We start from the raw sequence: 22322 nt of genomic DNA on the forward strand, positions 1-22322 counted from the left end.
CTTCTCAGCGGTCGCGGCTGATTTCTCGCGACACACCTCCACCGAAGGCACAGTTCCCCCATGAATTACACGTACATCATCCTTTTCGTCCTCCTGCTGGTCTTCGTCCTGTTCCAGTTCCGCTCGAGCCGGCGCAAGAAGCAGCAGCAGGAAGCGCTGCAGAAGAAGATGGTGGCCGGCACGCCGGTCATGCTGACGTTCGGCCTCTACGGCACGATCGTCGACATCCACGACGACGAGAACATCGCCGAGGTCGAGATCGCGCCCGGCACCGTCATCAAGGTGCACAAGCAGACCCTGGGCCGCGTGGTCGAGCCAGTGCCCGCCGACGACGAGGCGACGACGACCTCCTCGACGGAGCCGACGTACTCCCTCAACGAGGACCACGCGATCTCCGCCACCGAGCCCGACTTCGGCGAGCGGGTCGACACCACCCCGACCACCCGAGACGCCGACAAGCCCGACGCCTGACCCGCCCGACGCGATCCTGCTGACCTGCCGGATCCCCACCCGGTGACGCGGCGCCGCGCGCCCGCCACCGCCTGAGAAAGCTGAGTTCCTCCGTGGCACGATCGACGCCCGCGAAGAAGGCCCTTCGATCCCTGACCTGGTTGCTGGTCATCATCGCCGCGATCGCCGCTCTCAACGGCGCCGCGACCATCATCCACAAGACCACGAACAGCACGGCGGGCTGGTGGTCGAGCGCGAGCTTCGTGCCCGAGCTGGCGCTGGACCTCCAGGGCGGCACCCAGATCACTCTCGCGGCACAGCTGCAGAGCGGGAAGACGGTGTCGTCTGACCAGCTGACCCAGGCCGTATCGATCATCCGGCAGCGCATCGACGCGTCCGGCGTGTCCGAGGCAGAGATCAACACGCAGGGTAAGAACAACATCGTCGTGTCGATCCCGGGCAAGCCGGACGCCGCGACACTCCAGCGCATCGAGTCCGCCGCGCGCCTGACCTTCCGCCCCGTCCTCTACACGGGCACCGCGACGAACACCGCGGTCGGGAAGGACAAGGCCGGCAAGGTCACCTCGAGCCCGACGCCGTACTCGCCGCCCGCGAGCATCCCGAACACCTACACGGCCAAGCCGACCAACGGCAGCGACACCAGCTACATCACCGCCCGTCTCGCGGCTCTGTACTCGAACTACAACTGCGACGCGCCCGACGACGTCACCAACGCCTCCGACAGCAAGCCGCTCGTGACCTGCTCGCAGGACGGCACGGCGAAGTACATCCTCGGCCCGGTCGAGGTGCAGGGTTCTACGATCAGCGACGCCACCAGCGGCATCGCGACCAACTCGCAGGGCAACAGCACCGGCCAGTACGCCGTCAACATCACGTTCAACAAGCAGGGCACCGCCGACTTCAAGGCCGTCACCAGCCGCCTCGTCTCGCTGACGGCACCGCTGAACCAGTTCGCGATCGTGCTCGACGGCGAGGTCATCACCGCACCGACCACGAACTCGGCGATCACCGACGGCAAGGCCCAGATCACCGGCTCGTTCGACGCGACCTCGTCGAAGACCCTCGCCGACCAGCTCAAGTTCGGTGCGCTCCCGATCAGCTTCACGGTGCAGAGCAACGAGGTCATCTCGGCCACGCTCGGCTCGACGTCGCTCCTCGCCGGCCTCATCGCCGGCCTGATCGGCCTGATCCTGGTCGTGCTCTACTCGATCTTCCAGTACCGCGCCCTGGCCTTCGTCACCGTCCTCTCGCTGGCGATCTCGGCCGCGATCACGTACCTGGTCATCGACTTCCTCTCCTGGCACGACGGCTACCGCCTGTCGCTGGCGGGTGTCGCCGGTCTGATCGTGGCGATCGGCATCACGGCCGACTCGTTCATCGTGTACTTCGAGCGAATACGAGACGAACTGCGCGACGGCAGGGCCCTCGAGTCCGCCGTCGAGGCCGGCTGGACCCGCGCCATCCGCACGATCCTGGCGTCCGACTCGGTGAACTTCCTCGCAGCGGCGACCCTCTACATCCTGGCCATCGGCAGCGTGAAGGGCTTCGCCCTCACCCTGCTGCTGACGACCCTCATCGACGTCGTGGTCGTGACGCTGTTCACGCACCCGATGCTCCGTCTCCTGGCCCGCACCGAGTTCTTCGGCGGCGGCCACCGCTTCTCGGGTCTCGACCCCGACGCCCTCGGTGCCGTCTACCGCGGCCGTGCACAGTTCCGCGCCCCCGGCGAGACCGCGGGCCGCAAGCGCGGCGGCGGCAAGGAGGCCGCGACCCGGCAGACCATCGCCGAGCGACGGGCGGCGGAGGCAGCCGCCGCCAGGAACGGCGGCACCACCACCGACGACGACACCCGCGCCACCACGAAGCCCGGAAAGGACGCCTGATGGCCAGCTTCTCGACCTTCGGCAACGATCTCTACACCGGAAAGCGCTCGTACGACATCGTCGGGCGTCGCCGCACCTGGTACATCATCGCCGCGGTGATGATCGCGATCGCGGTGATCGTGCCGATCGTTCGCGGCGGATTCCAGTTCAGCATCGACTTCACGGGCGGCTCCGAGTACCAGATCTCGGGTCTCAAGAACCCCGACGAGTCCATCGCCACGAACACGGTCCAGGCGTTCGACCCGAAGTCCGTGCCTCTGGTCTCGGTCGTCGGCGGCAACACTGTCCGCATCCAGGCGAACAACCTGACCACGAAGCAGACCGACGCGCTCGGCCAGAAGCTCGCCGACGCGTACCACGTCTCCGACAGCAAGGTGGCGACGTCGTTCATCGGCGCGACCTGGGGCGGTGACATCACCGGGCAGGCGATCCGCGGTCTCGTGGTCTTCCTGATCCTGGCCGCGATCTTCATGACCTTCTACTTCCGGACCTGGAAGATGGCGGCGGCCGCCATGATCTCGCTGATCCACGACCTCGTCATCACCGCAGGCGTCTACGGGGTGTTGGGCGTCCAGGTCTCCCCGGCGGCCGTGATCGGCTTCCTCACGATCCTCGGCTACTCGCTCTACGACACCGTCGTGGTGTTCGATAAGATCCGCGAGAACACGGCCGAGGATCGCGGCGGCTCGCTGCGGACCTTCGGCCAGTCGGTCAACCTCGCCGTCAATCAGACCCTCGTGCGCTCCATCAACACGTCGGTCGTCGCGCTCCTGCCCGTCGCCTCGATCCTCTTCATCGGCTCGCTGCTCCTCGGTGCCGGGACGCTCCGCGACATCGCGCTGTCGCTGTTCATCGGCATCCTGGTCGGCACGTACTCCACGATCTTCATCGCGGCACCCGTCTACGCGCAGATCCGCGGCACCGAGGCCGGGATCAAGAAGTCCGACGAGAAGAAGCGCCTCGACGCCGAGAAGGCTGCCGCGGCGGTCGCCTCGTGAGCGCCGAGCGCGCCGCAGTCACGGCCGCCGAGGCCGTCGCCGAGGTCGAGGCGGGCGCCTACCTCCTCGACGTGAGAGAGCAGCACGAGTGGGACGCCGGGCACGCCCCGGCAGCCCACCTGCTGCCGATGTCCCAGCTGTCGGCGCGCGTCGAGGAGATCCCGCAGGATTCCGAGGTGCTCGTCGTCTGCCACATCGGCGGTCGCTCGGCGCAGGTCACGGCCGCGCTGCGGAACGCCGGATTCGACGCCGTCGACGTCCTCGGCGGCATGGTCGCGTGGGCTGACGCTCAGGGCGAACTGACGAGCGAGAACGGCGCAGAGCCGCGGGTCGGCTGAGCGCGGCGAGTATCCTGGTATCTCGACCTCGAGACGAGAGCGGGCGCTGATGACGACTGAGATCACCACCTCCGACTCCGCTGCGCCCGCCGGCGTCCCCAGCCCGGCTTCGTCGCCGCAGGGCCAGAACGGCGGTCAGTCCTCGGCCTCCCTCCGCACCCTGCTACCGCGACTCTTCTCGCGCAGCCAGCCGGCGGGTGCCGTCGATCGCCTCATCAAGACGGTGCGCATGCACCACCCGAAGGTCGACCTGTCGATCATCGACCGGGCCTACGCGACGGCCGAGCGAGCGCATTCCGGCCAGCTCCGCAAGAGCGGCGAGCCGTACATCACGCACCCGGTCGCGGTCGCGCAGATCCTGGCCGATCTCGGCATCGGGCCGATCACCATCGCCGCCGCGCTCCTGCACGACACCGTCGAGGACACCGACTACTCGCTGTCCATGCTCCGGGCTGACTTCGGCGACGAGATCGCCATGCTCGTCGACGGCGTCACCAAGCTCGACAAGCTGAAGTACGGCGACTCGGCCCAGGCCGAGACGGTCCGCAAGATGGTCGTGGCGATGTCGAAAGACATCCGCGTGCTCGTCATCAAGCTCGCCGACCGCCTACACAACGCTCGCACCTGGGGCTTCGTCGAGTCGGCCTCGGCCACCCGCAAGGCCACCGAGACCCTCGAGATCTACGCGCCTCTCGCGCACCGCCTCGGCATCCAGACCATCAAGTGGGAGCTCGAAGACCTCAGCTTCGCCGTGCTGCACCCGAAGCTGTACGTCGAGATCGACAGCCTCGTGAAGCAGCGCACGCCGCAGCGCGAGCAGTTCGTGCAGAACGTCATCAACGCCGTGAAGAGCGATCTGAAGGCGGCGAAGATCCGCGGAGACGTCGTCGGCCGACCCAAGCAGTACTACTCGATCTACCAGAAGATGATCGTGCGGGGTCGCGAGTTCGACGAGATCTACGACCTCGTGGGCATCCGCGTCCTCGTGAACAGCCTGCGCGACTGCTACGCGGTGCTCGGCTCGATCCACGCTCGCTGGAACCCGATCCCGGGCCGCTTCAAGGACTACATCGCGACTCCGAAGTTCAACCTCTACCAGTCGCTGCACACGACCGTGATCGGCCCCAAGGGGCGCCCGGTCGAGATCCAGATCCGCACGCACGAGATGCACCAGCGCGCCGAGTTCGGCGTCGCCGCGCACTGGAAGTACAAGCAGCGGATGAACGGCGGCAAAGACAGCGCCACCGACCCCAAGACCGAGACCGACATGGCGTGGCTCGCGCACATCTCCGACTGGCAGGCCGAGACGGCCGACCCGAGCGAGTTCCTCGACAGCCTCCGCTTCGAGATCGGCGCGAAGGAGGTCTACGTCTTCACGCCGCAGGGCAAGGTGATCGGCCTGCCCTCCGGCGCGACGCCCGTCGACTTCGCCTACGCCGTCCACACCGAGGTCGGGCACCGCACCATGGGCGCAAAGGTCAACGGCCGTCTCGTGCCGCTGGAGTCGACGCTCACCTCCGGCGACGTCGTCGAGGTGTTCACGTCGAAGAACCCCGACTCCGGCCCCAGCCAGGACTGGCTGACCTTCGTCAAGAGCCCGCGCGCCCGGAACAAGATCAAGCAGTGGTTCACCAAGGAGCGCCGCGACGAGGCCGTCGAGCAGGGCAAGGATGCGATTGCGCGCGCCATGCGCAAGCAGAACCTCCCGCTGCAGAAGCTGATGAGCCAGGACTCCATCGCCGAGGTCGCCGCCGCCATGCGGTACGACGACCTCACGGCCCTGTACGCGGCCGTCGGCGAGGGCCACATCTCGACCCAGTCGGTCATCGAGAAGATCCTCGCCGCCGTGCAGGAGCAGACCGACGACGACACCGACCTCGACCTCGAGTTCCCGTCGAAGGGCCGCCCGCGGCCGCTGCGCAACAGCGACTCCGGGGTCCTCGTGCGCGGAGCGCCCGACATCCTCGTCAAGCTCGCGAAGTGCTGCACCCCTGTGCCGGGCGACCAGATCGTCGGCTTCATCACCCGCGGTCAGGGCGTCAGCGTGCACCAGGCGTCGTGCCACAACGTGCAGGGCCTCATGGCCGAGCCCGAGCGGATGATCGACGTCTCGTGGGCTCCCTCGTCGAAGAGCGTCTTCCTCGTGCAGATCCAGATCGAAGCGCTCGATCGGTCGGGCCTGCTCTCCGACGTCACCCGCGTGCTGTCCGAGCACCACGTCAACATCCTGTCGGCGACGGTGTCGACGTCGTCCGAGCGCCTGGCACTCAGTCGGTTCGTGTTCGAGATGGGCGACACGACCCACCTCGACCGCGTCCTCAACGCGGTGCGCCGCATCGACGCCGTGTACGACGTCTACCGCGTCAGCGGCGGCTGATCCGGCGGCGGCCCGCCAGGCAACGACCATGCGCGACGACGACCTCGAGAAGCTCGTGGCGGTGCGGCGTGCCCGCGACCTCATCGACCGCGAGTACGCCAAGCCGCTCGACGTGCCGACCATGGCGGCCGAGGCGTTCATGTCGACCGCGCACTTCTCGCGCGTGTTTCGCGACGCCTACGGCGAGACCCCGTACGGCTACCTCATGACCCGCCGCATCGAGCGCGCGATGGCGCTCCTCCGCGGCGGCATGTCGGTCACCGACGCCTGCTTCGCGGTCGGCAGCACGTCGCTCGGGTCGTTCTCCTCGCGCTTCACGCAGATCACCGGCGAGACCCCGAGCGCGTACCGCGCCCGCGACCACGACGCCGTCGAGGCCATGCCGGGCTGCATCGCCATGCAGCTGACGAGGCCGCCCTACCTCGGCGCGGTCGGTGCGGCGGCAGCGCCGCTTCAGGCGTCCTCCTGACGGCGATCAGGCGAGCAGGATCCGAGAAGCGCACCGCCGACACCCGGCCGTAGTGTCGAGGCCATGAGCATCTCACTCCAGTACTGCCAGGTCACCGTCAACGACGTCGACGAGGCGATCGCGTTCTATCGCGACGCTCTCGGCTACGAGGTCAGCCAGGACGTCTCGTCGGGCGAGTTCCGCTGGGTCACCCTCAGTTCTCCCCAGGCACCGGGCGCGGGATCGCCGGGCGCCGCCCTCGTCCTCTCGCAGCCGCACGCCGGCCGCTCGCAGGCCGACGGCGACGCCATGCAGGAGCTCCTCGCGAAGGGCACCCTCCCGATCCTCGTCTTCACCAGCGACGACGTCGACGCCGCCTTCGAGCGCGGCCGCGCCGCCGGCGCCGAGGTCCTGCAGGAGCCCATCGATCAGCCCTGGGGCCCGCGCGACTGCGCCTTCCGCGATCCGTCGGGCAACACGATCCGCATCAACCAGGTTCAGACGGCCTGACCCACATCTGGGCCAGTCGCGACCTCGCACGCCTTCGGTGCGGCAGGGTACGGCCGCGCGCGAGGATCGCATCGCACGTCGCGCGGTCGACCCGGTGCTCCGCGATGAGGAACGCGACGATCTCGGCCGTCGCGCCCTCGTCGAGGTCGAACCGCACGAGATCGACGATGGTCCGCGCCGGCGCGGTCACCCGCACGGGCCCGAAGTCGACGAGGTCGTCTTCCGGCGGATCGACGGCGCGGACGAACAGCCCGGTCGGCACATCGTGCAGGCCACGCCGCGTCTCGCCGAACCCCTCGTGCGTGCCCGGCGCCTGAGCGAGAGCGCCCCACACCCAGGCCGCCGATCGGCCGGCGACGACGAACTCCCGCCCGCACAGGTCGGCGAGGGCCGTGGCCCGGCGCCAGGGCACGTCGAACTCGGCGATCGAGCAGAACGCACGGTCGATGCGGAACACGTCGCCGTCGAGGGCAGCGGCCTGCAGCTCCGGCCACGGCAGGTCGGCCGAGGTGAGGAGGGCGGAGGAGCGCGTCGAGGAGTCGACGGGCGAGCGAACGGGGGAGCGAGCGGGGGTCGGATGCGGAGCCATGTGTCCAGCGTGGCGGTGTCCCGCTGCTCCTGCGACCCGTCTGGATAATCTGTGGAGAACGCGGAAGGCCGGCCGCCCCTGGGGAGGAGCGACCGGCCTTCGCCGTGACGAGAGGGGCTAGGAGCCGAGGGCGTCCAGCCAGATGCGACGGGCGTCCAGTGCCTCCTGTGCGTCTTTGATGGCGCGCTTGTCGCCGGAGGCCTGGGCGTCGGCGAGCTCGATCTCGAGCTTCGCGATGGCGCTCTGCAGCTGCCCGGCCAGGCCCTCGGAGCGAGCCTTGCGCTCGGGGTTGTTCTTCTGCCAGTACTCGTCGTCGAGCGTGCGAACGTGGTTCTCGATGGCGCGCAGGCGGTCTTCGACGGCGCGGACCTGGTCGCGGGGCACGCGACCGATCTCGTCGAACCGCTGCTGCACCGAGATGAGGGCGTCGCGGGCGGCCTGGCGATCGGTCAGCTGCAGGATCGGCGCAGCCTCGTCGAGCAGGGCGTTCTTCGCCACGAGATTGTCGGCGTACTCGGCTTCATCTTGCGCGACGATGGCGCTCTTGGCGTTGTACAGCACGTCGCCGGCGGCCTTGAAGCGGGCCCACAGGGCGTCATCGTACTTCTTGCCGGCGCGACCCGCGCGCTTCCAGGCGTCGAGCAGCGAACGGTAGGTGGGGATGCCGTCGGCGCCCTTCGGAGCGAGCGCCTCGGCCTCCTCGACGAGGGCCTGCTTGCGGGCGCGGGCGTCGCGGTGGACGGCGTCGAGCTCGGCGTAGAACGCCTTCCGGTGGGTGTCGATGGTGGAGCGGGCCGCACGGAAGCGCTTCCACAGCTCGTTGCCCTCGCCCTTGGGGATCCGCGGCCCCTCCTGCTGGTGCTTCTGCCAGCGGGCGAAGATGTCGTCGATCGCCGCGGTGACCTGCTTCCACTGGACCCGCGCGGGATCCTGCGCAGCCAGGGCCTCGGCCTCGACGACGAGCGAGGTGCGGTACTCGATGGCGCCGGCGACGGCCTCGTGCGCCTCGGCGGTCTGCTGCTGCGTGAGCTCGACCACGGTGGTGTCGAGGGCGCCGACGCGGGTACGCAGAGACTCGAGGTCGCCGACCGCGCTGGGCTCGACCAGCGAGTCGCGCAGGTGGGCGACGGCCTTGGCCACGTCCGTCGCCGACGCGCCACGCTTCACCCGCTGCTCGAGGAGCGTCACCTGGCCGGCGAGCTCGGTGTACTTCCGCTCGTAGTAGGCGAGAGCCTCGTCGGGCGTCGCGTCGGGGTACTGCCCGACCTCGCGCTCACCCGCGGCCTCGCGGACGTAGACGGTCCCGTCTTCGTCGACTCGGCCCCAGGGCGCCTGATCGTCTTGAGCCACAATTCCACCTTGCACGTGTTCTCGTCGCGCGAGAGCACAGTCGCCCCTCGCGATGGGTATCGACAGCCTATTGCATGCCTGAGAATTGCGTTTCTGCCCGGCCAGCGCCGCTACTTGATGCTGGCGCCCGTGATCGTCGTCTTCACCTTCGGCGATCCCGTCGTCGTGTCCGACGGGTCGGACGAGAAGGGCGTGAGGCCCTTCGAGGTGATGTTCTTCTCGAGCGACGACAGGCCGCTCGTGACCTTGCCGACCACGGTGTAGCCGCCGGTGGATCCGTCGAGGAACGTGTCGCCGTAGACGATGAAGAACTGCGTCGCCTGCGAGTACTGCGAGGACGAGCGCGCCATGGCGATGACGCCGGTCTTGTACTCGTTCGACGAGGGCACGTTCTCGAGCGGTCCGAACTGGAAGCCGTCGTCGCCGGTGCCGTCGGACTTCGGCGCGCCGCACTGGAAGAACTTGGCGCTCGAGGCGTTCGACATGCGCCAGCAGGACGTGCCGTCGAAGAACTTCTTCTGGATCAGGTCGATCATGACGCTCGCGGCCTGCGGCGCCGCCTTGCCGTCGAGCGAGATGTCGAGCGTGACGTCCTTGTTCAATGTGAGCGAGCCGGTCCAGGTGCGGCCCTTCGCGATCGTCTTCGACGGCACGTCGCCGGTGTTCGAGCCGGCGGTCGCGGTCGGTGTCGCCGTGGCGGTCGGCGAGGCCGATGCGCTGGCGCTGGACGACGCGGGAGTCGAGTGGGCGGTGCCCTGCGTGTGAACGATCTGCGAGGCCGTGCCGAGGGCGCCGATCACGACGATGGCGACGATCGCGCCGACGTTGTCCCGGAGACGTCGCCGGACCTGCGAGGTGTGGACCTTCTGCCGAGCGGTGTACCTGCGGAGCCGATCGCGCGCCTCGCGGTCCTGGTTCTTGCTCGGGGTCACTGATCCTCCACAGTGGTCTGGGTTCTCGCAGAACCCTAGCGGACGCGCTCAGGCGGCTTCGTCAGCCCCCGCCCGGCCCGGCGCTGTCGGTGGTCCGGTCTACCATGACTTCCCATGAGCACAGAGGCGGCGGCGGGCCGTTCCGCGGTGCGTCGAGGCCCCATCGCGAGCTCGACGCCACTCGCCGTGCGCATGCGGCCGACCAGCCTCGACGAGGTCGCCGGCCAGAAGCACCTGCTCCGACCCGGTTCGCCGCTGGTTCAGCTCGCCTCCGACTCGACGGGCGAGTCCGGCGCGGTGTCGGTGATCCTCTGGGGGCCTCCGGGCACCGGCAAGACGACTCTGGCGCAGGCGATCGCGCACAGCTCGGGGCGGCAGTTCGTCGAGCTCTCAGCGGTCACCGCGGGCGTGAAAGACGTCCGTCTCGTCATGGAGAAGGCGCTGTCGAACCGCGACCTCTACGGCACCACCACCGTGCTCTTCCTCGACGAGATCCACCGCTTCACCAAGGCCCAGCAGGACGCCCTTCTGCCCGGCGTCGAGAACGGCTGGGTGATCCTCATCGCCGCGACGACCGAGAATCCCTCCTTCTCGGTGATCACCCCCCTTCTCTCGCGCTCGCTCCTGCTCACGCTCGAGCAGCTCACCGACGCCGACCTCCGCTCGCTCGTCGAACGCGCCGTCCACGATCCCCGCGGCCTCGCCGACACCGTCGAGATCGACGACGAGGCGCTCGACGTGATCGTGCGCCTCGCCTCGGGCGACGCCCGTCGCGCGCTCACGGCCCTCGAGGCGTCGGCCCAGTCGGCGTGGGCCATGGCCGCCGCCGACGAGGCCCCGCGCGCGGCCGACCCCGCCGACGACCCCGACTCCGACCCAGACGACGAGCCCGACGACGACGATGCCGGGCCGCAGGAGCCAGTGGGCCAGCCGGTCATCACGGCCGAGCTCGTCGCCCAGTCCGTCGACCGGGCCCTGCTCCGCTACGACCGCAACGGCGACGAGCACTACGACGTCATCTCCGCCTTCATCAAGTCGGTGCGCGGCAGCGACGTCGACGCCGCGCTGCACTACCTCGCGCGCATGATCGAGGCGGGGGAGGACCCCCGGTTCATCGCGCGCCGCATCATCGTCTCCGCCTCCGAGGACATCGGCATGGCCGACCCGCAGGCGCTCGTCATCGCCGTGGCCGCGGCCGACGCGGTGCAGATGATCGGCATGCCGGAGGGGCGCATCCCGCTGGCCGAGGCGGTCGTCTACCTCGCGACGGCGCCCAAGTCGAACCGCTCCTACCTCGGCATCGACCAGGCGATCGCCGACGTCCGCGCGGGCAAGGCCGGCCGCGTGCCGATCCACCTGCGCGACGCCCACTACCCGGGTGCCAAGCGGCTCGGCCACGGCAAGGGCTACAGGTACGCCCACGACGGCGAGTTCGGCGTCGTCGAGCAGCAGTATCTGCCCGACACACTTCTCGGCACGACCTATTACGACCCGACGAACAACGGGCACGAGCGGGAGGTCGGGCCGCGTCTCGAGAGGCTCAGAAACATCACTCGAGGCGAGTGACCCCGATCCTGCGCCCGTCGTGTAAGCTTGCATGGTTGCCTTTAGCCGGCGACGAACCCCTCTTGTTATGCCTGTCGGCGCTCGCGCGCCTGGCAGACGTTCCACTTTCCGACAAGATCGATAGGAATCACCATGTCCACCAAGTCCCGCACCCGGTCGAAGACGCGCCTCTCGCGCGCGCTCGGCATCGCCCTCACCCCGAAGGCGGCGCGCTACCTCGAGAAGCGCCCCTACGCCCCCGGCGAGCACGGCCGCACCAAGCGCCGCACCGACAGCGACTACGCCGTTCGTCTCCGCGAGAAGCAGCGTCTGCGCGCCCAGTACGGCATCCGCGAGGCCCAGCTCCGCATCGTCTTCGAAGAGGCCCGCAAGGCCAAGGGCCTGACCGGTGAGAACCTGGTCGAGCTCCTCGAGGAGCGTCTCGACGCCCTCGTGCTTCGCGCCGGTTTCGCCCGCACCACGGCGCAGGCCCGCCAGATGGTCGTGCACCGTCACATCCTCGTCGACGGCAAGCTCGTCGACCGCCCCTCCTTCCGCGTGAAGCCCGGCCAGATGATCCACGTCAAGCCGAAGTCGGAGTCGATGGAGCCCTTCCAGGTCGCCGCCGCCGGTGGTCACCTCGACGTGCTCCCCAAGGTCCCCGGCTACCTCGAGGTCGAGATCGACAAGCTGCAGGCGAAGCTCGTGCGTCGCCCGAAGCGCGCCGAGGTCCCCGTGACCTGCGAGGTCCAGCTGGTCGTCGAGTACTACGCGGCCCGCTAGCCTCAGCCGGCACCGCACCGAAGGGAGCAGCCCACTCACGTGGGTCTGCTCCCTTCGTCGTCCCGGTAGGCTCAGATGCAGTTCGTTTCGAAGGAGACCTCGCTCGTGAAATACCTCTTCGTGCTCGCCATCGGCACAGCGCTGGGCTTCTACGTCGCCCACCGCGTGAACCAGACGCCCGCGGGCCAGGAGTTCTTCACCGGTCTCGACAGCCGTCTCGGCCAGTTCCGCGCCGCCGTGGTCGACGGCTACCGAGCCCGCGAGGCCGAGCTCCGCGACCAGGCCTAGGGTCTGCGCCGGGCTCGGCCGCCTCCGCCCTCCTCTTCACTTCGAACCGAAAGACCACCATGCAGACCGCAGAAATCCGCAACCGCTGGCTCAAGTACTTCGGCGACCGCGGCCACACCGTCGTGCCGTCGGCGCCGCTCGTCTCGGACGACCCGAGCCTCCTCTTCGTCGTCGCCGGGATGGTGCCGTTCATCCCGTACATGACCGGGCTGATCCCCGCGCCGTATCCGCGCGCGACCAGCGTGCAGAAGTGCATCCGTACGAACGACATCGAGGAGGTCGGGAAGACGCCGCGCCACGGCACGTTCTTCCAGATGAACGGCAACTTCTCGTTCGGCGACTACTTCAAGGAGCAGGCGATCACCTACGCCTGGGAGCTCCTGACCACGCCCGAGGACGGCGGCGGCCTCGGCTTCCGCCCGGAGGACCTCTGGGTCACCGTCTACAAGGACGACGACGAGGCGATCGCCCTCTGGAAGCGCATCGCGGGCCTGCCCGACGAGCGCATCCAGCGCCTCGACAAGGACACCAATTACTGGTCGACCGGGCAGGCCGGCCCCGCCGGCCCGTGCTCCGAGATCTTCTTCGACCGCGGACCCGCGTACGGCGTCGACGGCGGCCCCGCCACCGACGACGACCGCTACGTCGAGATCTGGAACCTCGTGTTCATGCAGTACCAGATCGACAACGTCACCTCGAAGGTCGACTTCGACATCGTCCGCGAGCTGCCGAACAAGAACATCGACACCGGCATGGGCCTCGAGCGCGTCGCGTTCCTCAAGCAGGGCGTCGACAACATGTACGAGATCGACGAGGTCCGTCCCGTCCTGGACCGCGCGGCCGTCCTCTCGGGCAAGACCTACGGCGCGAACCACGACGACGACGTCCGCATGCGCGTGATCGCCGACCACGTGCGCTCGTCGCTCATGCTGATGAGCGACGGGGTCGCGCCGTCGAACGAGGGCCGGGGCTACATTCTGCGCCGGCTCCTGCGTCGCTCTATCCGCTCCATGCGCCTGCTGGGCGTCGAGGGGCCGACGTTCGCCGACCTGTTCGCGGCGTCGCGCGACGCGATGAAGGCGTCGTACCCCGAGGTCGAGACGGAGTACGACCGCATTTCGCGGCTCGCGCTGGCGGAGGAGGAGACCTTCCTGCGCACGCTCGCGGCGGGCACGACGATCCTCGACACAGCGGTGGACGAGACGAAGACGGCTTCGAAGCAGGAGCTCAAGGGCGAGACCGCGTTCCTGCTCCACGACACGTTCGGGTTCCCGATCGACCTCACCCTCGAGATCGCCGAGGAGGCGGGCCTCACGGTCGACCGCACCGCGTTCGACCGCCTCATGAGCGAGCAGCGCGCACGCGCGAAGGCCGACGCGAAGTCGCGGAAGACCGCGCTGGCCGACCTCAGCGTGTACTCGGCGTTCCGCGCGCAGGGCGAGACGGTCTTCACCGGCTACGACTTCCTCAACACGGAGTCGCGGATCCTCGGCATCATCAAGGACGGCCAGTCCGTCGACCGCGCGGTCGCGGGCGACATCGCCGAGGTGATCCTCGCCGAGACGTCGCTCTACGCCGAGTCCGGCGGCCAGGACGCCGACGAGGGCTCGATCGTCGGCCGAGGCTTCGACCTCGAGGTGCTCGACGTCCAGAAGCCGGTCAAGGGCCTCATCAGCCACCGCGTGCAGGTGCGCTCGGGCGAGGTCGGCGTGGGCGACGAGGCGACCAGCGTGGTCGACCCGACCTACCGACGCGGCGCGACGCAGGCGCACTCGGCGACGCACCTGATCCACGCGGCGCTCCGCCAGGTGCTCGGCCCGGAGGCGCACCAGGCCGGCTCGTACAACAAAGCGGGCTACATGCGTCTCGACTTCAACTGGTCGAACCCGCTGTCGCTCGACACGCGCACCGAGATCGAGGACATCGCGAACGCCAAGATCCGCGACGACCTCGAGGTGACCACGCGGATCCTGCCGCTCGACGAGGCGCGCGCTGCGGGCGCGATGGCGCTGTTCGGCGAGAAGTACGGCGACGAGGTGCGCATGGTCGACATCGGCGGCCCCTGGTCGCGCGAGCTGTGCGCCGGCACCCACGTGTCGCACTCGTCGCAGATCGGTCTCATCAACCTGGTGGGGGAGTCCTCGATCGGCTCGACGAACCGCCGCGTCGAGTCGCTGGTCGGCGTCGACGCGTTCCGCGACTTCGCGACCGAGCGCGCCCTCATCAACCAGCTCACGTCGTCGCTCAAGACGCCGCGGGAGCAGCTGCCCGACCGCATCGCCGACCTGTCGACGCAGCTGAAGGTGGCCGAGAAGCGCATCGCCGAGTTCGAGGCGGCGGCGCTGCAGACGCGCGTGCCCTCGCTCGTCGAGAAAGCGGCGCCCGTCGGCGCGCTCACCGTCGTGGCCGAGGCCATCGGCCAGGTGAAGTCGACCGACGACCTCCGCAGCCTCGTCATGAGCGTGCGTGAGCGTCTCGGGCAGGGCTCGGCGTCGCTCGTGGCGCTGGCCGCCGACGTGCAGGGCAAGCCCGCCGTGATCGTCGCTACCACCCAGGGCGCCAGAGATGCAGGAGCAATGGCGGGCGCCCTCGCGCGCACGGCGGCCGGCATCCTCGGCGGCGGTGGCGGCGGCAAGGACGACCTGGCGCAGGGCGGCGGCTCCGACCTCGCGGCGATCCCCGCGGCACTGTCGGCCATCGTCGACGCCGTCCGCGGCTGAGGCAGGCGGCATGAGCGACTCCACCGGGCCGGACTCCGCGGGCTTCCGCCGCGGCGTCCGGCTCGGCGTCGACGTCGGCCGGGCCCGCATCGGCGTCTCCCGGACCGATCCCGACGGCCTCCTCGCGACGCCGGTCGAGACGGTGGGGCGGGTGGCGGGAGCGGGGCCCGACGACATCGGCAGCGACGACGTGCGCTCGATCCTGCGCCATGCCCACGACCTCGACGCGATCGAGGTGATCGTGGGCCTGCCGCTGTCGCTGTCGGGGGCCTCCACCCCGTCGACCGACGACGCCCGCGCGTTCGCCCGACGCCTCGCGATCGCGTGCGCGCCCACCCCGGTGCGGCTCGTCGACGAGCGACTCTCGACCGTCACGGCGCAGGGAGCGCTCCGTGCCGCGGGGCGCTCGGCGAAGAAGCAGAGGTCCGTGGTCGATCAGGTGGCCGCTGTTATCATCGTGCAGCATGCGCTCGACCTCGAGCGTTCGAGCGGGCGCCCACCGGGCTCGCTCGTCGAGGTCGCGGCCCCCGACGAAGGACTCTGATTAGTGGCTGACGAACCTTCCTGGGACGAGATCTTCTCCGGCAGTGCCGCCGGCCAGACCACCTCGAACCAGGCCGGCACCCCCTCGCGCGCCCCGAGCGCCGACGATCTGCCGGCCCCGATGACCCGCCGTGAGCGACGCGAGCGAGAGCGGCTGGCGCAGGAGCAGGCCGAGACCCGCACGGCACCGACGGCGTCGGCCCCCTCGGCCCCCGCCGCCACGCCTGGCGAGCCGTCGCCGACGCTCCTCGCCGCCTCTCCGCACGAGCCCGCCGACACGGCCGACACCGTCGAGACGCCCGCGACCGCTCCCGCCGCGGCCGGCGCTGCCGCCGCCCCGAAGCCGAAGGCCGGTCGCTCGTCCCGCCCGCCTCGCGACCCCAAGCCACCGCGCCAGAAATCTCCGAAGGCGCAGAAGGCCCCGCGCGAGAAGAAGAGCCACCGGCGCGGCGCGATCATCCTCGTCATCGTCCTGGTCGTCGTGCTCGGCGGCGGCACGGCCGGCGGCTTCACGATCTACAACCAGTACGGGCCGAAGGTCGCCGCGCTCTTCGGCGCCAAGCCGAGCGACGACTACACCGGCTCCGGCGACGGCAAGAAGGTCGACTTCACGATCGTCTCGGGCGACATCGGCTCGACGATCTCGAAGAAGCTCGCCGCCGCGCACATCACGAAGTCGGCGTCGGCGCCGTACAAGATCCTGCTGGCGAACCAGAACATCCAGTTCCAGCCCGGCACCTACTCGATGTTCGAGCACATGAGCGCCCAGTCGGCCATCGACCGGCTGCAGGACTCCAACTCGCTCATCACGACGAAGCTCGTGATCCCCGAGGGCACGAGCCTCAAGGGCATCATCCGCCTCATGTCGTCGGTCACGAAGATCCCGCTCGCGACGGTCACCGCCGCGGCCAAGGACTACAGGTCGTACGGGCTGCCGTCGAACGCGACGAGCCTCGAGGGCTATCTCTTCCCGGCGACCTACGACCTCCAGCCGGGCAAGACCGCGAATTTCTACTTCCAGCAGATGGTCGACACGATGAAGCAGCACCTCATCGACGCCGGGGTCTCCGAGCCCAACTGGGAGCACACGATCATCTTCGCCTCCCTCGTGCAGAAGGAGGCCGGTCTCGCCGCCGACTTCCCGAAGGTCGCCCGGGTGTTCCAGAACCGCATCGACCAGGGCATGCTGCTGCAGTCGGACGCCACTGTCGCGTACGGCGCCGGCACGACGAACACCGTGACCACGACCGACGCCCAGCGGGCCGACGCGTCGAACCCCTACAACACCTACGTGCACAAGGGGCTGCCGCCGGGGCCGATCTCGAACCCTGGCGACGTCGCGATCAATGCCGTCCTGCATCCTGCGACCGGTTCGTGGCTGTACTTCGTCACGGTCAACCTCGAGACGGGCGAGACAGTCTTCTCGACCACCTACGCCGACCACCAGAAGGCCGTGGCGCAGTTCCAGGCCTGGCTTCGCGCCCACCCGACGTACCAATAGCCGTCGGGCCCGGTCGCAGGATCCGAGGCGCCCTGTGGACAACGCCGGTCGCCCTCCGCACCTGTGAAAGAATCGTTCCATGCTTCGTTGGTTGACCGCGGGTGAGTCTCATGGCCCCGAACTCATCGCCGTTCTCGAGGGCCTTCCGGCCGGTGTGCCGGTGCTCATGGACGACATCCAGGGCGACCTCGCCCGCCGCAAGCTCGGCTACGGCCGCGGCAGCCGCATGAAGTTCGAGCAGGACGAACTGCACATCTCGGGCGGCGTGATCCACGGTCGCTCGATCGGCAGCCCGATCGCGATCCGCGTCGGCAACACCGAGTGGCCGAAGTGGCAGGAGGTCATGAACTCCCAGCCGGTCGAGATCTCCGACGCCTCCCGCGGCCGCAGCGCCGCCCTCACGCGCCCGCGTCCCGGCCACGCCGACCTCGTCGGCATGCAGAAGTACGGCTTCGACTCCGCCCGACCGATCCTCGAGCGCGCCAGCGCCCGTGAGACCGCCGCACGCGTCGCACTCGGCGCCGTCGCCAAGTCGTTCCTCGCCGAGCTCGGCATCGAGATCGTCAGCCACACGCTCTCCATCGGGCCTGTGCGCGTGCCCGAGGGCCGTCCGTACCCGACCCTCGCCGACGTCGACACGCTGGACGCCGACCCGCTGCGCTGCTTCGACCCCGAGACCAGCGCCAAGATGGTCGAGGAGGTCGAGGCCGCCAAGAAGGACGGCGACACGCTCGGCGGCATCGTCGAGGTGCTCGCGTACAACCTCCCGCCCGGGCTCGGTTCGCACGTGCAGTGGGACCGCAAGCTCGACGCTCAGCTCGCCGCGGCCCTCATGGGCATCCAGGCGATCAAGGGCGTCGAGATCGGCGACGGGTTCCTCACCACCACGCGCCGCGGCTCCGAGGCGCACGACGCCCTCTACCAGACCGACCGCGGCATCCAGCGCGAGACGGACCGCGCGGGCGGAACCGAGGGCGGCATGTCCACCGGTACTGTGCTGCGCGTCCGCGCCGGCATGAAGCCGATCGCCACCGTGCCCCGCGCGCTTCCCACGGTCGACGTCGCCACCGGCGAGGCCGCCAACGCCCACCACCAGCGCTCCGACGTCTGCGCCGTCCCGGCGGCGGGCGTCGTCGCCGAGGCCATGGTCGCACTCGTCCTCGCCAACTCGGTGCTCGAGAAGTTCGGCGGCGACTCGATCGACGAGACGAGCCGCAACCTGCAGAACTACCTCGACTCGATCCCCGACCTGCTCGCCACGACGCCCGAGTCCGAGGCCGTGGCGCACTCCGGGGCCGCCGCGGCTCAGGCCTGATGCCCGGGCCCGACCGGCCGATCGTCGTGATCGGCCCGATGGGCGCGGGCAAGACCAGCGTCGGCAAGAAGCTGGCGAAACGGCTCGGCCGCACCTTCGTCGACACCGACCGGGTCATCGTGCGTCACCACGGCCCGATCGCCGCGCTCTTCGAGGAACACGGCGAAGAGCGATTCCGCGAGATCGAGCGCGACGCCGTCGCCGACGCGCTGCTCGACCCCGCGTCGGTGATCTCGCTCGGCGGGGGCGCCGTGCTCCACCCCGAGACACGCGAGCGTCTGCGCGGAGCCCGGGTGGTCCTCCTCGCCGTGACGCCGGAGGCCGTCGCGGCTCGGATCCAGGGCACCGACCGCCCGCTCCTACAGCACGACGGCCTCACCGCCTGGCAGGAGATCGCCGAGCGCCGGGCGCCCGTCTACGCCAGCCTCGCCGACTTCACCGTCGACACCTCTCACAGGCCCCTCGTGCACGTCGTCGACGACATCGTGCGCTGGATCGAAACGGAGCACGCATGACCACCGAGACCGAAGGCCCCACGGCGGGCGTGCCGACGACCGTGATCGACGTGCCGGGCGCCACCCCGTACGAGGTGCGGGTCGGCCGAGGACTCACGGGGGAGCTGCCCCAGATCCTGGGCCCCAAGGTCAAAAAGGTGCTGATCGTCCACGCGCCCCCGCTCGGTGCGCGCGCCGAGACCCTGCGCGAGTCGCTCGTCGCCGACGGCTACGAGACCCTGCTCGCCGAGGTGCCCGACGCCGAGGCCGGCAAGCGGGTCGAGGTGGCGGCGTTCTGCTGGCAGATCCTCGGCCAGGCCGACTTCACCCGCACCGACGCCGTGATCGGCCTCGGCGGCGGCGCCACGACCGACCTCGCCGGCTTCGTGGCGGCCACCTGGCTGCGCGGCGTGAAGCTCGTGCAGATCCCGACGACCGTGCTCGCCATGGTCGACGCCTCCGTCGGCGGCAAGACCGGCATCAACACGAACGAGGGCAAGAACCTCGTCGGCTCGTTCTACGCGCCGGCCGGCGTGCTGGTCGACTTCGAGCTGCTCGACGGGCTCGCCCGCAACGAGATCCTCGCCGGGTTCGCGGAGATCGTGAAGGCCGGCTTCATCGCCGAACCCGAGATCCTCGACATCATCGAGGCGTCCGTTGACCGCGTCGTCGACCCGACTACGCCCGAGTTCCGCCGGGTCGTCGAGCTGTCGATCGCGCTCAAGGCACGGGTCGTGGGGGAGGACTTCAAGGAGTCCGGCCTCCGCGAGATCCTGAACTACGGCCACACCCTCGGCCACGCGATCGAGCACGCCGAGCGCTACCAGTGGCGCCACGGCGCCGCCGTCGCCGTCGGAATGGTCTTCGTCGCCGAGCTGTCGCGCCTTGCCGGCCGGCTCTCCGACGACGTCGTCGACCGGCACCGCTCGATCCTCGAGTCGCTCGGTCTCCCGACGAGCTACCCCCTCGGCCGCTGGAGCACCCTCCTGGCCACCATGCAGCGCGACAAGAAGGCCCGCGCGGGCATGCTGCGCTTCATCGTGCTCGACGACCTCGCGCGGCCCACCGTGCTCGAGGCACCCGACAACTCGCTGCTCTACGCGGCATACCAGGAGATCGGTTCGTGACGACCGTCCTCGTCGTGGCCGGGCCCGAGAGCACTCGGCGCCGGGCGTCACACGAGGGCGCAGGATCAGGAGCGTCGCCGTCCTCACGCACCCCACCCGTGATCCTCGTGGGGCTCCGCGACGAGTTCAAAGCCCTCGCCTCCGAGGGCGTCGACGTCGTGGTGCGCCAGACCGACGACGAGGCGACACTCATCTCCTGGCTGCACGAGGCGGCCTCGGCCGGCTGGGGCGTCGTGGTGAACCCCGCCGCCTACACGCACTACTCGTACGCGCTCCGCGACGCCGCCGCGGTCGTGACTGCGGCGGGGCTGCCGCTGATCGAGGTGCACCGCTCGAACCCGGTGCGCGACGAGCACCGCCCGGCGAGCGTGCTGTCCGCCGCCGCCACGGGCGTCATCGCCGGGCTCGGCCTCGACTCGTACCGGTTCGCCGTTCGCGCCGCCGCCGATCGGGTCACGGCGCGGGCGGTGCCGGCGACTGCTCAGGCGTGAGCGGGTTCCGTCGGCGGTAGCGCCGTGTCGCCCTCGCGATGAGGTCGAGCAGGCCGAAGGCGGCGACTCCCACGAAGCCCAGCACGAGGGCGGCTCCGACACCGTGCCAGTGCCACGCTGACGTTCCGATCAGGGCGACGGCCGCCCATGCCGCGAGAGGCACGATCATCAACAGCCCAAGAGGGTCCCACCGCCGTGGCGGCCGCGGAGTCGTGGGCGTGGCGCTCGCGCCGAACATCGACCTCCGGCGCAACATCGCGCTGCTGACGAAGCAGGCGACGGAGCCCAGCCACGAGACGCCGTACCACTGACGCCCCACGGCGAGATCGAATCCGAAGCCGAACGAGATCGACACGATGCCAGCCCAGGCCAACACCCGCGCCCAAAAGCTCCGCGCGCGGCTGAGCGGCGGCGGCGGGCCGTCGTCGAGCATCTCCTCCCGATAGCCGTGCCACATCCCCTGCTCGTTGACCGGCGGTCGAGGCTTCCTCGGCTTCATGGGCGCGACCCTACGCCCGCCTGTCGAGGGGCACCCGAAGGGGGATCTCGTGCGCGCACCCTCCGAGGCGCAGGATGTCAGCATGGAGCAGATCAGGATGGCGGCGTTCGGCGCCGCGCTGGGCCTCGCGGCGACCGCGTGGTTCGTCACGCACAACCTCGTGGCGCGCGCGATCCTGGAGCCCTGGAAGAACGGCCGCCGCCTCGACCTCACCCTCGCCACGCACTCGTCGCGGCACCACGGCACGGCTCACTGACCACAGCCGCCCCGGCGCACGTAGGGTGGCGTCATGGCGGCGACGACAGCACCCACGGGAGACCTGGCCGGGTGGGGGCGCGGCTCCTTCACGGGCGCCGGGCGCACCAGCGAGGTGCTGGAGCGCGGCGAAGGGCCCGGCGTGCTGCTGATCCCCGAGGTGCCGGGCGTCACGCCGGAGGTGCTCGGGCTCGCCGATCACCTGGTCGCGCAGGGGTTTCGCGTGCTCCTGCCCTCGATCTTCGGTGAGCCGGGCCACCCGATGACGCCCGGATACACGGCGGGCGTGATTGCGCGTCTGTGCGTGTCGGCGGAGTTCCGGGCGTTCGCGACGAACGCGCACCGGCCGATCACCGACCATCTGCGCGCGCTGGCGGCCGACCTGGGCGAGCGCACGGGTGGCCCGGTGGGCGTGATCGGCATGTGCTTCACGGGCGGGTTCGCTCTGGCCCTGGCGGTCGACGAGCCCGTGGCGGCCGCCGTCGTGAGCCAGCCGGGTGTGCCGTTCCCGGTGTCGAAGGCGACGAGGCAGGATCCAGGGCTCTCCCGTGACGAGCTCTGTCGCGTCGTCGCGCGGGCCGAGGCCGGCGGGGTGTGCGCGCTCGGTCTGCGATTCAGCCACGACAGCGGTTCGCCGGCGGCACGTTTCGCGACGCTGAAGTCGGCTCTCGGCGTCGCGTTCGAGGTCATCGAGCTCGACTCCTCGCCCGGGAACGAGTGGGGGATCCCGCGGATGGCCCACTCGGTGCTCACGAACGAGCTGCGCGAGATGCCCGGGCACCCGACCCTCGCCGCGCGGGATCGCGTCGTCGCGTTCCTGCGCGAGCGCCTCTCCGCGTAGAGGCCTCCGCGACGCGCCTCGAGG

At 69.9% G+C, this 22322-nt stretch carries 23 protein-coding genes; 19 read left to right on the forward strand and 4 right to left on the reverse strand.

From position 1 onward, the window contains the following. Positions 1-60: 60 nt before the first annotated feature. The 7 genes from C8E83_RS05875 to C8E83_RS05905 all read left to right on the forward strand — a co-directional run bounded on the left by C8E83_RS05875 (position 61) and on the right by C8E83_RS05905 (position 7025). On the forward strand, positions 61-471 hold the full coding sequence (locus C8E83_RS05875; RefSeq protein ID WP_121368859.1) for a preprotein translocase subunit YajC: 411 nt from the start codon (positions 61-63) through the stop codon (positions 469-471). A gap of 92 nt (positions 472-563) precedes the next feature. Next, complete coding sequence (secD, locus tag C8E83_RS05880; protein WP_121368860.1) at positions 564-2354, forward strand: protein translocase subunit SecD; 1791 nt, start codon at positions 564-566, stop codon at positions 2352-2354. Next, positions 2354-3352 carry a protein translocase subunit SecF gene (gene secF / locus C8E83_RS05885; protein ID WP_121368861.1) on the forward strand — a complete coding sequence of 333 codons (999 nt, stop codon included), beginning with the start codon at positions 2354-2356 and terminating at the stop codon, positions 3350-3352. Before secD ends, secF begins: the two co-directional genes overlap by 1 nt. Continuing rightward, on the forward strand, positions 3349-3690 hold the full coding sequence (locus tag C8E83_RS05890) for a rhodanese-like domain-containing protein (RefSeq protein WP_121368862.1): 342 nt from the start codon (positions 3349-3351) through the stop codon (positions 3688-3690). Before secF ends, C8E83_RS05890 begins: the two co-directional genes overlap by 4 nt. 49 nt (positions 3691-3739) lie before the next feature. Continuing rightward, positions 3740-6067: a RelA/SpoT family protein gene (locus C8E83_RS05895; RefSeq protein WP_121368863.1), complete on the forward strand. Its 2328-nt coding sequence runs from the start codon at positions 3740-3742 to the stop codon at positions 6065-6067. A gap of 28 nt (positions 6068-6095) precedes the next feature. Further along, a complete protein-coding gene (locus C8E83_RS05900) occupies positions 6096-6536 on the forward strand; it encodes a helix-turn-helix transcriptional regulator (RefSeq protein WP_121368864.1) in 441 nt (146 codons plus the stop codon). 63 nt (positions 6537-6599) lie between these two features. Continuing rightward, a complete protein-coding gene (locus C8E83_RS05905; protein WP_121368865.1) occupies positions 6600-7025 on the forward strand; it encodes a VOC family protein in 426 nt (141 codons plus the stop codon). On the opposite strand, the gene C8E83_RS05910 is transcribed toward C8E83_RS05905, so the two are convergent. The 3 genes from C8E83_RS05910 to C8E83_RS05920 form a co-directional block, all read right to left on the reverse strand. Continuing rightward, entirely contained in the window at positions 7003-7614 is a 612-nt protein-coding gene (locus C8E83_RS05910) for a type IV toxin-antitoxin system AbiEi family antitoxin (RefSeq protein WP_121368866.1), read from the reverse strand. The two genes, C8E83_RS05905 and C8E83_RS05910, sit on opposite strands and share 23 nt — an antisense overlap. A gap of 117 nt (positions 7615-7731) precedes the next feature. Then, the gene (locus C8E83_RS05915; protein ID WP_121368867.1) at positions 7732-8964 is read right to left on the reverse strand and encodes a DUF349 domain-containing protein; all 1233 of its coding nucleotides are present in this window, start codon (positions 8962-8964) and stop codon (positions 7732-7734) included. Between the two features lie 110 nt (positions 8965-9074). Then, positions 9075-9896: a peptidylprolyl isomerase gene (locus C8E83_RS05920; protein WP_121368868.1), complete on the reverse strand. Its 822-nt coding sequence runs from the start codon at positions 9894-9896 to the stop codon at positions 9075-9077. A 114-nt stretch (positions 9897-10010) separates the two neighbouring features. On the opposite strand from C8E83_RS05920, the gene C8E83_RS05925 reads away from it, so the two are divergent. The 10 genes from C8E83_RS05925 (at position 10011) to C8E83_RS05970 (ending at position 20703) form a co-directional block, all read left to right on the forward strand. Continuing rightward, positions 10011-11462, forward strand: a complete 1452-nt coding sequence (locus tag C8E83_RS05925) for a replication-associated recombination protein A (RefSeq protein WP_121368869.1) — start codon at positions 10011-10013, stop codon at positions 11460-11462. A 132-nt stretch (positions 11463-11594) separates the two neighbouring features. Next, entirely contained in the window at positions 11595-12224 is a 630-nt protein-coding gene (rpsD, locus tag C8E83_RS05930) for a 30S ribosomal protein S4 (protein ID WP_121368870.1), read from the forward strand. 75 nt (positions 12225-12299) lie between these two features. Next, on the forward strand, positions 12300-12512 hold the full coding sequence (locus C8E83_RS05935; protein WP_121368871.1) for a hypothetical protein: 213 nt from the start codon (positions 12300-12302) through the stop codon (positions 12510-12512). A 59-nt stretch (positions 12513-12571) separates the two neighbouring features. Next, a complete protein-coding gene (alaS, locus tag C8E83_RS05940) occupies positions 12572-15232 on the forward strand; it encodes an alanine--tRNA ligase (RefSeq protein ID WP_121368872.1) in 2661 nt (886 codons plus the stop codon). A 10-nt stretch (positions 15233-15242) separates the two neighbouring features. Then, complete coding sequence (ruvX, locus tag C8E83_RS05945) at positions 15243-15776, forward strand: Holliday junction resolvase RuvX (protein WP_121368873.1); 534 nt, start codon at positions 15243-15245, stop codon at positions 15774-15776. Between the two features lie 3 nt (positions 15777-15779). Then, positions 15780-17276 carry an endolytic transglycosylase MltG gene (gene mltG / locus C8E83_RS05950; RefSeq protein ID WP_121368874.1) on the forward strand — a complete coding sequence of 499 codons (1497 nt, stop codon included), beginning with the start codon at positions 15780-15782 and terminating at the stop codon, positions 17274-17276. A gap of 79 nt (positions 17277-17355) precedes the next feature. Then, complete coding sequence (gene aroC / locus C8E83_RS05955) at positions 17356-18591, forward strand: chorismate synthase (protein WP_121368875.1); 1236 nt, start codon at positions 17356-17358, stop codon at positions 18589-18591. Continuing rightward, a complete protein-coding gene (locus C8E83_RS05960; RefSeq protein WP_121368876.1) occupies positions 18591-19106 on the forward strand; it encodes a shikimate kinase in 516 nt (171 codons plus the stop codon). The genes aroC and C8E83_RS05960 overlap by 1 nt, the downstream gene beginning before the upstream one ends. Continuing rightward, the gene (gene aroB, locus C8E83_RS05965) at positions 19103-20212 is read left to right on the forward strand and encodes a 3-dehydroquinate synthase (protein WP_121368877.1); all 1110 of its coding nucleotides are present in this window, start codon (positions 19103-19105) and stop codon (positions 20210-20212) included. Before C8E83_RS05960 ends, aroB begins: the two co-directional genes overlap by 4 nt. Continuing rightward, entirely contained in the window at positions 20209-20703 is a 495-nt protein-coding gene (locus C8E83_RS05970) for a type II 3-dehydroquinate dehydratase (protein WP_342768903.1), read from the forward strand. The genes aroB and C8E83_RS05970 overlap by 4 nt, the downstream gene beginning before the upstream one ends. On the opposite strand, the gene C8E83_RS05975 is transcribed toward C8E83_RS05970, so the two are convergent. After that, on the reverse strand, positions 20666-21202 hold the full coding sequence (locus tag C8E83_RS05975) for a hypothetical protein (RefSeq protein WP_147430097.1): 537 nt from the start codon (positions 21200-21202) through the stop codon (positions 20666-20668). The genes C8E83_RS05970 and C8E83_RS05975 overlap by 38 nt on opposite strands. Before the next feature lie 49 nt (positions 21203-21251). Here C8E83_RS05975 and C8E83_RS19160 point away from each other — a divergent pair, with 49 nt between their 5' ends. Together C8E83_RS19160 and C8E83_RS05980 are read left to right on the forward strand one after the other, a co-directional pair. Then, positions 21252-21458 (forward strand): hypothetical protein, encoded by a 207-nt coding sequence (locus tag C8E83_RS19160; protein ID WP_147430098.1) that lies wholly within the window; start codon positions 21252-21254, stop codon positions 21456-21458. A 33-nt stretch (positions 21459-21491) separates the two neighbouring features. After that, entirely contained in the window at positions 21492-22298 is an 807-nt protein-coding gene (locus tag C8E83_RS05980; protein ID WP_121368880.1) for a dienelactone hydrolase family protein, read from the forward strand. The last annotated feature ends 24 nt before the right edge of the window (positions 22299-22322 follow it).

Source organism: Frondihabitans australicus, assembly GCF_003634555.1.
Taxonomy (GTDB): domain Bacteria; phylum Actinomycetota; class Actinomycetes; order Actinomycetales; family Microbacteriaceae; genus Frondihabitans; species Frondihabitans australicus.